The sequence below is a fragment of the Streptomyces sp. NPDC000134 genome (assembly GCF_042899225.1).
GTDB lineage: Bacteria > Actinomycetota > Actinomycetes > Streptomycetales > Streptomycetaceae > Streptomyces.
This window is the reverse complement of record NZ_JBIAZN010000022.1, coordinates 97,777-109,951: the sequence shown is the minus strand read 5'-3', so window position 1 is coordinate 109,951 and position 12,175 is coordinate 97,777. Positions and strand designations below refer to the sequence as shown.

Genomic DNA, 12,175 nt, shown 5'->3' with positions numbered 1-12,175 from the left:
CCACCAGGAGATCAGCGCCGCGCTCGGCACGCTACGGCCGAGTAACCTGAGGGGGCAAGAGACGGATACCGAGTTTCCCGAACGATTCGGTCCGGCCACCGCGACTTTGTCAGCGCGGCGACAAATACCGGGCCTCTTCTTGTCACTCGGTGAGCAGAACGGGCCCAGGCGGAGGCCGGGAACCCGCTTCGGCCCCGCCCGCACGGTCCGGCGCCGGACCCGGCACGGGCGCCGCCCTTAGCAGCGGGTGACTAAGCCGGACAGCGGACTGCTCACCTGGGAGCAGGTATTTCCACCTCTTCAAAGAATCTTGGTCGGCGCCATTGTTCGCTTAAGTTTCTCGCAAGTAACGTCATGGCTCGCGGATATCGAGAGCCGCGGGCCGCCCGTTCTCCCACCCCACGGTCACGGGCGCGATCCTCTTCCGCCGGTCAATTCACAAGGGAGTCCCCACCTCATGAAGAAACCTCTGACCAGAATCGCCGTCGTGGCGGGCGCGGGCGCCGCCGCCTTCGCCATGGCCGTCGCCCCCGCGTCGGCCGTTCCCTCCACGGTCTGGACCGTCACCCCGTCGCCGGCCAACTTCACGGCGACCAACAGCGGGAACATCGTCCTGACCGCCAACATCCCGATGACGTGTACGACGTCCAGCGCCTCGGGCACGATGGCCAGCGCGACCGGCAACCCCGCGACGGTGGCCAGCATCAACGCCATCAACTTCGGCACCAGCGCCCAGCCGTGCACCAGCGTCCTGGGCAACGTCACGACCGTGGCGACCACCCCCTGGACCGTCGTCGCCCAGGACTACACCGCCTCCACCGGTGTGACCAAGGGCTACGTCGGCAACGTCAAGGCCAAGGTGACCGCCGGCGCCTGCGTGTTCAACGTGCAGGGCAAGGCGTCCGCCACCTACACCAACTCCACCGGCATCCTCGCGGTGTCCAGCGTCAGCGGCGAACTGACCGTCACCTCCGCCTCCGGCTGCGGCACCGTGGTCACCACCTCCACCAAGCCCACCTTCAAGGGCAACTACGCGGTCAAGGTCACGGGCACCAGCACCATCCCGAAGATCGTCGGCAGCAACCCGTAAGCGGGGCACGGCTCGCCGCCGCCCGGCCGGTGACCCCGGCCGGGCGGCGGGCCGCCCGCACGCGGTGGCCGGCGCCGGCCACCGCGACCGTGGAACGACCCGAGCGGAGTGACACATGACAGGCCCCCGCAGCGCCGTCCGGCGGACGGCCCGCAGCCGCGCCCGGAGCGCGGTGATAGCCGCGTTCGTCGTGCTGGCCGCCACCGTGCCCGTGGCGGCCGGGGCGACCGGTACGCAGCGGATCGACGCCGCGCTGCCGTACGTATGCCTCTTCCCCTCCGGGGAGCAGTCCGCGACGGTACGCGTATCGGCGGGCCTGCCCGAACGGGTGGCGGCCGGTGAGCCGATCGAGCCGGCGGAGGTGAGCCAGACCGTCGAGCTGCCTCAGGCGGCGGTGGCGGACCTCGCGGCGCTGGGCGCGGCCGACGTACGGGCGGCGACCCGGCTCGCGGTCGGCGTCACCCAGGGCGAGGCCACCGCCGAAGCGACCTGGCGCGGCGAGGCGGAGGCCACGGCGCTGCCCGCGACCGGCCCGCTGGAGCTGACCGCCACGGGGGCCGTGCCCTCCGTGACCGGACAGGGCTCGGGCGAACTGGCCCTGACCGCGGGCGGTTTCGCGCTGGACCTGGCCCTGACCACCGCGGACGGCGGCGCCACCGACCCCGGCTCGGTGACCGTGGACTGCACGCTGGCCGCGGACGCCCCGGACGGGGGCAGGCTGGCCGCCGTGCGGGTCGGCGCCGACGAGGAGGGCGGCGGCAGCACCGCCCCGGGCGGCTCGCCGTCCGGAACACCCTCCGTCTCCGGCACGCCGGACGAACCCGGGACGCACGCCCCGGACGGCGACCCGGCGGACCGGCAGGGCGAGCGCGCCCCCGAGGTCACGCCGCCCGCGCCGGGCGGCGGCACCGCCGCCGAGCGCACCGCGCCGGCCTGCAAGTACGACGAGAAGTACCCGGCCGGGCCGATGTCGCTGAACGCCTACATCACCGGCTACTCCAACGTGAACAAGCTCCGCGGCGCCGCGTTGATTCCGCCGTTCTGCACCCTCATCACCCAGGGCGAGCCGCAGTTCGAGTTCTTCCCGGACTTCAGCGGTGCCACCATCACCCAGCACTCCACCGCCGACCTGTGGTACCAGCAGCGCAAGGAGACGCCGCCGTTCGAGGCGACGTTCCTGACCTTCGACTTCACCCCGACCACGGCCACGATGGTGCTGGAGCAGACGGGTCCGATGACCATCGACTCCAACGGCAGCACCGACTTCCTGTTCACCAGCACGGACACCTACGTCCGGGCACCGGTCGTGCTCCGGGTGACGTCCCTGAAGGTCAACGGCACCCCGCTGGACGTCGGGACCGAGTGCCGCACCAGGACGTCCCTCGCCTCCCAGGACCCGGAGCCGGAGAAGTACCCCGGTGATCACCTGGTGCTGCACGGCCGGGGCGAGCAGACCACCGGCGAGCCCGCCACCGGCTACCTGCTGCTGTCCGGCGGCCCGCTGACCGGAAAGGTCGACATCCCGGCCTTCACGGGCTGCCGCACCGCCGGCGGCGAGAACCTCGACCGCCTGCTCACGGCCTCGGTCTCCGGTCCCGGCAACTACGTCAAGATGATCCAGGGGCAGGCGTGCTTCGTCTCGGCCGACGTGCTCAACCCGGACGAATGCACCGAGGACGGCCAGCCCAAGAAGATCCCCGTAGCCGAACGCTGATCTTTCCCTCCCTCTCCCCCGAACCGGAAGGCCACATGATGCGGTTCTCCCTCAGCGCCAGAGTCGCCACCACCGCCACCGCCCTCGGCACCGCCCTCGGCGCGTTCGCCTCCATGGGCACCGCCACCGCGGCGGCGGCCGTACCGAACGGCGAGTGGGCGCCCTTCACCCGCTGTCCCGTGGACGCCTCGGCGATGCTGGCCGCCGACGGCCTGGCCCGCACCCCGCAGTGCGTGGTGTCCGCCTCGTCGAGCGGCTCCATCAAACTGGGCAAGACCACCGTGACCACGGGCAAGACCAACCTCCAGATCGGGGTCGTGCAGAACTCCGACGGCACCAGTTCCGTGGTGGCCCCCGCCGGCGGCGCCCTCATCGCCGACTCCGCGACCGTCCCCGGCGGACTGCTGGGGCTGATGTGCCCGAGCAACATCCCCGCGATCACGGCCATCTGCGAGCAGCTCAGCAACAGCACCCTCAACAAGATCACGGCGACCGTGGAGTCCGTCGGCGCCCCCTACGCCTTCGACCAGACCGCAGGCATCCTCACCGACCAGCCGATCGTGGCCATACCGGTCCGCATCCACCTGGAGAACCCGTTCCTCGGCAGCAAGTGCTACATCGGCACCGCGGCCAACCCCGTCGTCCTGCGCCCGGAGAACCGGCAGTTCCCCGAGTTCGGCATGTCGTTCTTCCAGGGTGACGGAACGCCCGCCGAGGACGGCGAGATGAGCCGCATCAACCTCACCGGGGCCACGCAGAACGACAGCACCTTCGCCGTGCCCGGCGCCAGCGGCTGCGGACTGGGCCTGCTCGGCCTGATCGACGCGGCGGTCAACGCCAAGACCGGGCTGCCCTCCCCCGCCGGGAACAACAGCCTGACCCTCAACGACACCCGGACCTACCTCGCCGGTCTGAACGCGCCCGGCACCTTCGCCCCCAACGCCGGCAAGCGCCTCGCGCAGAACTGGCACTCCGCCGTCGACTGACCGTCGCCCGAACGGCGATTCTCAGCCGTCCCGGCAGCGTTGTCACGCCCCCCGGCACCGAAATGTGCACGGACTGTGTACGTCTCACCGAACTTGTCTTAGCTTCAGCAGCCGAGACACGCGTACCTCAGGTCCGGTCGTGTGTCCCTTCCGTGAAGGCCGGGGACACACGACCGGTGCACCGTGGGCACCGGAGAGCAAGGGACGGCACTCATGCCTTCAACCACGCGACCGCCGGAAGTCGGTGAACCGCTCGAACCCCTTCCCAAGGAGTTCGCCGCCTTCATGAGACCGGAGTTACCCGGACTCATGAAGGAGATCGGCGCCGAGGTCACCAGGGCCTACCCCGTGTACGGGCGGCTGCTCAACGGCCCCAACGCCGACGCCATCCGGCAGGGCGTCGAGCAGGCCCTGTACGCCTTCGTGGACCGCGTCGCCGACCCCGGCAAGAACGCTGTGCTCCGCGACGAACTGCTGCGCAAGTTCGGCCGCGTGGAAGCCTACGAGGGCCGCGAACTCGACACCCTCCAGGGGGCGTACCGGCTCGGTGCCCGCATCGCCCTGCGCCGCGCCAAGGCCCTGGGCCAGCAGTACCAGCTCTCCCCCGCCCTGATCCTCGCCTTCGCCGACGCGCTCTTCGCCTACGTCGAGGAACTGGAGCGGATCTCCCGCGAGGGTTACGTCGAAGTGCAGTCGCGCGCCTTCTCCGAGGTGCCGGCGCGGCGCAGACGGCTGCTCCACCTCATACTCGCCGCTCCCCCGCTGCCCCAGACGCTCACCGGGCTGTGCGAGGCCGCCGCCTGGCACCTGCCCGCCGACGTCACCATGGTCGCCCTGCGCTCACCGGTGCCCGAGCACCTGGAGGCGGGGCTGGCCGACGACGTCCTGTTCGACCTGGACGTCCCGCAGCCGCACCTGCTGGTGCCCGGCGGCCTCACCCCGGAACGCCTGGCCATGCTCGAAGCCGCCCTGGGCAACTGCCACGCCGTGCTGGGGCTGACCGTGCCCCTGGCGCAGGCGGCCGACTCCATCCGCTGGGCGCGCCGCGTGCTGCAACTGATCGACGAGGGAGTGGTGGCCGACGCCCCCGTGGTCCGCTGCGCGGACCACCTGGTGACGCTGTGGCTGCTGTCGGACCCGGCTCTGGTGTCCCACATCGCGGCCGGGGAGCTGGCCCCGGTCGACGACCTCCCGGCCAGCCGCCGCGACCGGCTCGTGGAGACCCTGCGGGTGCACGTCTCCACGCGGGCGCCGGCGGAACAGGTCGGCGAGCTGCTGGGGGTGCACGCCCAGACCGTCCGGTACCGCCTGCGCAACCTGGACTCCCTGCTGGGCGACCGGCTCGCCGATCCCGACCACCGCTTCGCCCTGGAGGCCGCGCTGCGCGCCCTGCACCTGCTCTCCGGCGGCGCCGGCGAGTAGGGGGCCGGGGGCCTCACGGCCCGCCGGTGCCGTCCGGGGCGGGGGCCCGCGGCAGGCGCAGCTCGAAGCAGGCTCCGAGGGTCCGGGGGGCCAGGGTGAGGGTGCCGCCGTGGCGGTGGGCCAGGTCGCGGGCGATGGCCAGGCCCAGCCCGGTGCCGCCGTGGTCGCGGGAGCGGGCGTCGTCGAGCCGGACGAAGCGTTCGAAGACGCGCTCGGCGTCCTCGGGGGGCACGCCCGGCCCGTCGTCGTGCACGGTGAGGACGGTCCAGGCGTCCTCGCTCCGGACGGTGAGCTGGACGCGGTGGGCGGCGTGGCGGACGGCGTTGTCGAGGAGGTTGCGCAGCAGCCGTTCGTACCCGTCGGGGTCTCCGTGGGCGTACGCGGGGGCGGCGCCGTCGCAGGTCAGGGTCAACGACCGTCCGTCGGGGCGGTGCCGCTCGGTCAGCTCGGCGGCGAGGGCGGTCAGGTCGACGGTCTCGGCGTCGGCCGCGGGGGCGCGGGTGTCGAGGCGGGCCAGGAGCAGCAGGTCCTCGGCGAGGGCCTGGAGGCGGCGGGTCTGCCGGGCGGCGGTGGTGACCGCGGCGGGCCAGTCGGTGCGTTCCGGGTAGGCGAGCGCGACTTCGAGGCTGGCCAGCAGGGTGGTGAGGGGGCTGCGCAGTTCGTGGGCGGCGTCCGCGACGAAGCGGCGCTGCTGGGCGGCGGCGTTCTCCAGGCGTTGCAGGGTGGTGTTGAGGGTGGTGGCCAGGGCGGCGATCTCGTGCCCCGTGGCGGGGACGGTGACGCGTTCGCGGGGGTCGCTCGGGGTGACCGAGGCGGTGAGCACGCGGATGGCCTCGACCGGCCGCAGCGCGATCCGGACGGCGAAGTAGGCGACGGCGGCGGTCAGTACGAGGCCGGCCAGCCCGGCCGGCAGCAGCAGGCGTTCGACGCTCCCGGTGATGGCCTCGGCCGTGTCCGGGAGCACCACCACGTAGACCCGCAGCCTGGCGTCGGCGGCGACACCGAGGGCGGCGGCCTCGCCGGCGGTCAGGTCGCCGGCGCCGAGGTCGCTGGACATGACCAGGTAGGTCCCGCCGGCCCGGTCGAATCCGTCCCCGGGCCTGTCGTCGCGCGGCGCCGGCAGGCGCAGGGGCCGGATGGTCGTGAGCGCGGAGTCGCCGGCCCGGGACGGGGCGGGCAGCACGTGGCGGGTGCCGGGGCGGTAGCTCTCCATGCCTCCGCCGTAGGCGACGGCGGAGCGCCGGCCGCTCGCGACGACCTCGTACGGCACGGCGTTCCTGCGGACCGGGACCACGCCCTCGCCGAGCTGGTCGACGAGGGTCCGGAGCTGCTCCTGCGCCTGCTTCTGCGCGATGTTCGCGGCCTCGCGGGAGAGGTCGTGGTGCACCCACCAGCCGACGGCGGCCAGGACGGCGGCGGCGGCCGAGGCGGCGGCCAGGGCCGCTCGGGCCCGTACCGAGCGCGGCCACCAGCGGCGGCGCGGCTCAGTCGCGGTCACGGTCGTCCACCAGCTTGTAGCCGATGCCCCGTACGGTCTGCAGGGACCGCCGGTGGAACGCGGCGTCCACCTTCTTGCGCAGGGCGCTGACCCGCGCCTCCACCAGGTTGGGGTCCTCCGCCTCGTCGGGCCACGCGTGGTAGAGCAGGTCCGCCTTGGAGACGGCCTGGCCCGCCCGGCGGGCCAGCAGTTCCAGCACGGCGAACTCCCTGGGGGTGAGGTCCACCCGGGTCCCGGCCCGGCGGCAGACCCGGCCGGCGACGTCCAGCGAGAGGTCGCCCACCGCGAGGACCGGCGGGGCCGCGGTGGCGGCCCGTCTGACCAGGGCCCGCAGCCGGGCCACGAGCACCAGGTAGGAGAAGGGTTTGACGAGGTAGTCGTCGGCCCCCGTGTCCAGGGCCTCCGCCTGGTCCCAGTCCCCGTCCTTGGCGGTGAGGATCAGGATGGGGGTCGCGTCGCCCTCCCGGCGCAACTGGGCGCACACCTTGTAGCCGTTGAGTCCGGGCAGCATCAAGTCCAGGACGACCAGGGCGTATTCGCCGGTGCGGGCCATCCACAGCCCCTGCCGGCCGTCATGGGCGAGGTCCACGCTGTAGCCCTCGGCGGTCAGGCCGGTGTGCAGGGTGTGGGCGAGGTCCACCTCGTCTTCGACCACCAGTATGCGCATGCGGTGCAGCCTCGCACAGCGCCGGGCCGCCTTCCTGATCGTCCGGTCAGGTTGGATCAGCAGCCGGTCAACGAGGTCCGGGCACCCTGGCCGGGCGTTTCCGCCGCTGCTGAAAGGCCCCGCCGCCGATGACTCTCGACACCCGTGTCCCCGCCGCGCCCGGCGCGGTCCTCCCTCCCGTACCGGTCCGTCGCCGATCACCGCGCCCGGCCGCGGCCGTCGTCGTCGGCGCGCCCATGGCGCTGACCGTCGCTCTGGGGCTCTGGGGAGTCCGCAGGCAGAACACCCTCTGGGGCGACGAGGTGGTCACCCGGCAGCTCGCGCGGCGCGATCTCTCGCAGATCTGGCACACCGCCCAGCACGTGGACCTGGTCCACGCCCTGTACTACGCCGTGATGCACGGGGTGTTCGGTCTCTTCGGCGACGGGCTGACGGCGCTGCGGCTGCCGTCCGTGCTGGCCATGTCCGTGGCGGCGGGCGGAGTGGGGCTGCTGGCGCTGCGCCTGGCGGGTCCCCGGGCCGCGCTCTGGACCGGGCTGGTGTTCCCGGTCCTGCCGCAGGTGCAGAAGTACGCGCAGGAGGGCCGCTCGTACGCCATGGTCTGTGCCCTGGTCGCCTGGGCCACCTACGTGCTCGTGGCCGGTGTTCGGCACCGCGGCCGGTGGCGGTGGGCGGTCTACGGCTCCCTCATGCTGCTGGCCTGCCTGCTCCATGAGTTCGCGGTCCTCGCCCTGGTCGCGCACGGTGTCACGCTGGCCGTCTCCCGTGTGCCACGGCCGGTGGCCAGGGCGTGGGGCGTGGCCGCCGCGGGCGTCGTGGCCGCGCTGGTGCCGCTGGCGGTGCTCAGTGCGGGGCAGTCGGAGCAGGTGTCCTGGATCGACGGGCCGGTGCGGCCGCGGTACTTCCTGGTGGTGGCGGTGGTGGGCCTGGCGTGCGCCCGGACGGCCCTGGGGACCAGGGGGCCGGTACGGCTTCCCGCGCTGGCCCTGCCGATCCTGGTGCTTCCGGGTCTGCTGCTGCTCATCGCCTCGCCGTTCAAGCCGCTGTTCGTCGACCGGTACGTGCTCTGCGCCGACATCGGGGTCGCCCTGCTGCTGGGCGCCTGGCTGGACCGCTTCCACCGGCGGTCCTCCCGCACCGCGTGGATCGCGGTGGTCGCCGTACTGGCCGCGCTCGTCCCGCCGAGCATCGCGCTGCGGACGCCGCAGAGCCGGAGCAACGACGCCACCGCCGTCGGCGCCGCCGTGCGCGAGGCGGGCCGCCCCGGCGACGGGCTGCTGTACCTCTCCGGCCGGCACCGGGTCCTGACCGGGGCCGACCCCGGTGACACCCGTTTCCTGACGGATCTGGCCCTGGCCCGGGACCCCGTCGCGTCCGGCACCCTCACGGGTGTCGAGTTCCCCGCCCGGGAGATCGCGGCCCGCATGCTGGAGTTCGACCGGATCGTCGCCGTCCGCGCGGCGGACGCGCACGCGTCGGCCGACCCTCGGGAGCGGGCGAAGACGGCCACCCTGCGGCGCCGGGCGGCAGCCGATGCCGAGTGAGAGCGCGATGGCGCTGCTCACCGACCGGCTGCGCCTCCTGGGGGACGACCTGCGCGGCGACCCCGGCGCCCGCGTCCTGCGTCTGCGGCCCGGCATGGACGGCCGCGCGTCGTACGCCGCCGTCCGTGCCCATGGGCCGCTGGTCCGCAGCCGACGCGGCCTGCTCTTCACCGCCACCTGGACGACGGCCAACGCCGTCCTGCGCAGCGGTGAGTTCAGGGCGGTGCCGACCATGGTGTCCGGCCGCAGCGGCGCTCACGCCGACGCCGACTTCGTCCACCCGCTCGACGAGGCGTTCTTCTCCCTGAACCCGCCACGGCACACCGAGCTGCGCGCCATGACCGCCCTCTGGTTCTCCCGTGAACAGACGAAGAAGGTCACCGAGCACCTGGACGAAGACGTGGACGCCTGTCTGCGGACTCTCGCCGGCCGGCACTCGGTCGACCTCGTCAGCGCGCTCGCCGAGCCCGTGCCGAAGCGCAGACCGTGCTGCGCCGCTTCTTCGAGCGGTACCCGGGAGCGACTCTCGCGGTCGGCGTGACACCCAGGGCTTCGCGTGTTCTGCATGGCCCCGCCCGGCTACCCGTCCGCCTCACCGGCCGCAGATGGCGAGCCCGGTGACGGGCGTTCTCCGCAGAAGTCCGCGTCATCGCGGTAACGGGCGACCGGCCCTGTGCCCGCCGGTGTTCAACACCTTCACGCATGCCGTGAGGGAATCGGTTGCCCGTCGCCGCGGGCCGCTCTCCAATGGTTCTCCGGCGGTGTCCCGTGAGTCAGGCGGGCGACAGGAGCAGGAGGCCGTGGTGAGCGTTGTCTTCTCGGTGGATGACGGAATCGCCGACATCACCTTGGACCGTCCCGAGCGGCACAACGCGATGACGCCGCAGATGTACCGGGACCTGGGCGACGCCTTCGCCGCCGTCCGAAGTGATCCGGCGATACGCGTGGCGATCGTGCGGGGTTCCGAGCCGACGGCGTTCTGCGCCGGCGCGGACCTCATCGACTCGGCGCCCGGACTGACGCGGGGCGAGTTCGACATTTCGGCCTGGGACGACGCTCACCAGAAGAACAGCGACGTGTTCAAGCCGGTGATCGCCGCTGTGGACGGCTACTGCCTCGGCGGTGGTCTGGAAATCATGCTGGGCACCGATATCCGGATCGCCGCCCGGACAGCCGTGTTCGGGCTGCCGGAACCCGGTGTCGGACTGGTGCCCGCTGGCGGAACACTGGTCAGACTGATCCGGCAGATCCCCTACGCCTGCGCCATGGACCTGCTGCTGACCGGCCGACGCCTCACCGCGGCGCAGGCCCTGTCGTTCGGGCTCATCAGCAGGGTCGTCGAGCCCGCTGAGCTGCTCACGACGACCAGAGAGGTGGCCACCGCCCTCAGCAGGCTCAGCCAGCGCTCCCTGCACGTCATCAAGATGGCCGTGACGAGACTGAGCGACCTCCCGCCATCGGCGGCTTTCCGGGCCGAGGCGGCCTACGGCGGACTGGCCTTCCGCAGCGCGGACGCGGCCGAGGGCCTGGCCGCCTTCGCGGAGGGCCGCCCGCCGGTCTTCCCCAGCACCGAGAAACCGGGGGCTCCGTCATGACCGCTGCCCCGGAGCCTAGCCAGGTGCGCGGCCCGTCGCATCCGCCGCTCCTCCAGCACACCATCGGGGAGGTCCTGCGACGCACCGCCCGGGAGTTCCCGGACCACGAGGCCGTGGTCGAATGCTGGAGCGGACGCAGGTGGACCTACCACGATCTGCTGGCCGAGGCCGAAGCACTGGCCCGGGGCCTGCTTCTGGACGGCGTCGCCAAGGGCGACCGAGTGGGGGTCTGGTCGCCGAACAGCGCCGAGTGGATCATCACGCAGTACGCGACCGCGCTGGTGGGCGCGATCCTCGTACCGGTCAATCCGGCCTACCGGGCTTCCGAGATGACCCATGTCGTGCGCCAGTCCGGCATGAGCGCGCTGGTCACGGCCGCCGAGTACAAGGGTTCCGTCTATCCCGACCTGGTGCGGGACGTCTCGGCGCGCTGTCCCCGGCTGCGGTGGACGGTCGTGGCCGGCGGCGACGAGTGGCACGAGCTGCTGCGCCGGGGCCGGACCGCCGGGGCCGGGCCGCTCGCCGAAGCCGAGCGGAGGTGCGCTCCCGCCGACGCGATCAATATCCAGTACACCTCGGGCACGAGCGGACTGCCCAAGGGAGCGACGCTGACCCATCAGGGACTCCTCAACAACGCACGGGACGTGGGCGCGGCGCTGGGCTATGACGAGAGCGACCGGCTGTGCCTGTCGGTGCCGCTGTTCCACTGCTTCGGCATGGTGCTGGGCTCGCTCGCCTGCCTGACCGCGGGCGCGGCCGTCGTTCTGCCCTCTCCCGGATTCGAGGCCCCGGCCGCGTTGGAGGCGACGGAAAGGGAGCGCTGCACCTCGCAGTACGGCGTCCCCACCATGTTCCTGGCCCAGGTGGCCGACCCCGGCTTCGCCCGGTACGACCTGTCCTCCCTGCGCACCGGGCTCATGGCGGGCGCGCCCTGTCCGCCGTCCCTGCTCCACGAGGTGGTCACGCGCATGGGAGTCGCGGAGATCACCACGTCCTACGGCCTGACCGAAGCCTCGCCCACGGTGGTCCAGTCTCCGCGTACCGCGCCGCCGGCCCGGCGCTTCGCCACGGCCGGAACGCCGCTGCCGCATGTCGAGGTGAAGGTGACCGACACCGAGAGCGGTCGCATCCTGCCGCGCGGGGACGTCGGTGAGATCTGTGTCCGCGGCTATCTGGTCATGCGCGGATACTGGGAACAGCCGGAGCAGACCGCCGCGGTGATCGACGAGGAGGGCTGGCTGCACACCGGTGACCTCGGCACGGTGACACCGCAGGGGTGTCTCGCCGTCACCGGGCGCATCAGCGACATGGTGATCCGCGGGGGCGAGAACGTCTATCCGCGCGAGGTGGAGGACTGTCTCCTCCAGCACCCCGATGTCGTGGAAGTGGCGGTCGTCGGCGTCCCGGACGCGAATTACGGCGAGCAAGTGATGGCCTGGATCCGGCAGCGACCGGGAAGCCGCCCGCTGGACGCCCCGGCGGTGCGCGAGTTCTGTGCCGGCCGGATCGCCCACTACAAGATCCCGCGCTATGTCCGGCACACCGCGGAGTTCCCCACCACGGCCAACGGGAAGATACGCAAGGTAGCGCTGCGGGAGGCGGCAGAGGCTGATCAGCCGGAGCAGGGCGGGTAGGCCGGTGCCGGACCGGCTGCCGGGC

10 protein-coding genes are annotated in these 12,175 nt (G+C 72.7%); 8 read left to right on the top strand and 2 right to left on the bottom strand.

The window, feature by feature from the left end:
• The first annotated feature begins 457 nt into the window (after nucleotides 1-457).
• The 4 genes from ACFY32_RS28140 to ACFY32_RS28125 all read left to right on the top strand — a co-directional run bounded on the left by ACFY32_RS28140 (nucleotide 458) and on the right by ACFY32_RS28125 (nucleotide 5,212).
• On the top strand, nucleotides 458-1,090 hold the full coding sequence (locus ACFY32_RS28140) for a hypothetical protein (protein ID WP_359200826.1): 633 nt from the start codon (nucleotides 458-460) through the stop codon (nucleotides 1,088-1,090).
• A 115-nt stretch (nucleotides 1,091-1,205) separates the two neighbouring features.
• Nucleotides 1,206-2,804, top strand: coding sequence for a DUF6801 domain-containing protein (locus ACFY32_RS28135; protein ID WP_359200824.1), 1,599 nt, complete (start codon nucleotides 1,206-1,208; stop codon nucleotides 2,802-2,804).
• A gap of 38 nt (nucleotides 2,805-2,842) precedes the next feature.
• Complete coding sequence (locus tag ACFY32_RS28130; RefSeq protein WP_359200879.1) at nucleotides 2,843-3,790, top strand: hypothetical protein; 948 nt, start codon at nucleotides 2,843-2,845, stop codon at nucleotides 3,788-3,790.
• Between the two features lie 213 nt (nucleotides 3,791-4,003).
• Nucleotides 4,004-5,212, top strand: coding sequence for a helix-turn-helix domain-containing protein (locus ACFY32_RS28125; protein WP_359200822.1), 1,209 nt, complete (start codon nucleotides 4,004-4,006; stop codon nucleotides 5,210-5,212).
• Nucleotides 5,213-5,225: 13 nt separating this feature from the next.
• Here the strand turns inward: ACFY32_RS28125 and ACFY32_RS28120 are convergent, their stop codons facing one another.
• Complete coding sequence (locus ACFY32_RS28120) at nucleotides 5,226-6,710, bottom strand: HAMP domain-containing sensor histidine kinase (RefSeq protein WP_359200820.1); 1,485 nt, start codon at nucleotides 6,708-6,710, stop codon at nucleotides 5,226-5,228.
• A complete protein-coding gene (locus ACFY32_RS28115; protein ID WP_359200818.1) occupies nucleotides 6,697-7,377 on the bottom strand; it encodes a response regulator transcription factor in 681 nt (226 codons plus the stop codon). Before ACFY32_RS28115 ends, ACFY32_RS28120 begins: the two co-directional genes overlap by 14 nt.
• Nucleotides 7,378-7,505: 128 nt before the next feature.
• Between ACFY32_RS28115 and ACFY32_RS28110 the strand changes: the two genes are divergently transcribed.
• The 4 genes from ACFY32_RS28110 to ACFY32_RS28095 all read left to right on the top strand — a co-directional run bounded on the left by ACFY32_RS28110 (nucleotide 7,506) and on the right by ACFY32_RS28095 (nucleotide 12,150).
• A complete protein-coding gene (locus tag ACFY32_RS28110) occupies nucleotides 7,506-8,921 on the top strand; it encodes a glycosyltransferase family 39 protein (protein WP_390675625.1) in 1,416 nt (471 codons plus the stop codon).
• Nucleotides 8,911-9,462, top strand: coding sequence for a hypothetical protein (locus ACFY32_RS28105; protein WP_390675624.1), 552 nt, complete (start codon nucleotides 8,911-8,913; stop codon nucleotides 9,460-9,462). Before ACFY32_RS28110 ends, ACFY32_RS28105 begins: the two co-directional genes overlap by 11 nt.
• 142 nt (nucleotides 9,463-9,604) lie before the next feature.
• Entirely contained in the window at nucleotides 9,605-10,516 is a 912-nt protein-coding gene (locus ACFY32_RS28100) for an enoyl-CoA hydratase/isomerase family protein (RefSeq protein WP_390675623.1), read from the top strand.
• Nucleotides 10,513-12,150, top strand: a complete 1,638-nt coding sequence (locus ACFY32_RS28095) for an AMP-binding protein (protein WP_390675622.1) — start codon at nucleotides 10,513-10,515, stop codon at nucleotides 12,148-12,150. Before ACFY32_RS28100 ends, ACFY32_RS28095 begins: the two co-directional genes overlap by 4 nt.
• Nucleotides 12,151-12,175 lie beyond the last annotated feature (25 nt).

Bases quoted from the DNA above. Each gene is read 5' to 3' on its own strand.
- ACFY32_RS28140 (WP_359200826.1), top strand. From the start codon at position 458: ATGAAGAAACCTCTGACCAGAATCGCCGTCGTGGCGGGCGCGGGCGCC.
- ACFY32_RS28135 (WP_359200824.1), top strand. From the start codon at position 1,206: ATGACAGGCCCCCGCAGCGCCGTCCGGCGGACGGCCCGCAGCCGCGCC.
- ACFY32_RS28130 (WP_359200879.1), top strand. From the start codon at position 2,843: ATGCGGTTCTCCCTCAGCGCCAGAGTCGCCACCACCGCCACCGCCCTC.
- ACFY32_RS28125 (WP_359200822.1), top strand. From the start codon at position 4,004: ATGCCTTCAACCACGCGACCGCCGGAAGTCGGTGAACCGCTCGAACCC.
- ACFY32_RS28115 (WP_359200818.1), bottom strand. From the start codon at position 7,377: ATGCGCATACTGGTGGTCGAAGACGAGGTGGACCTCGCCCACACCCTG.
- ACFY32_RS28110 (WP_390675625.1), top strand. From the start codon at position 7,506: ATGACTCTCGACACCCGTGTCCCCGCCGCGCCCGGCGCGGTCCTCCCT.
- ACFY32_RS28105 (WP_390675624.1), top strand. From the start codon at position 8,911: ATGCCGAGTGAGAGCGCGATGGCGCTGCTCACCGACCGGCTGCGCCTC.
- ACFY32_RS28095 (WP_390675622.1), top strand. From the start codon at position 10,513: ATGACCGCTGCCCCGGAGCCTAGCCAGGTGCGCGGCCCGTCGCATCCG.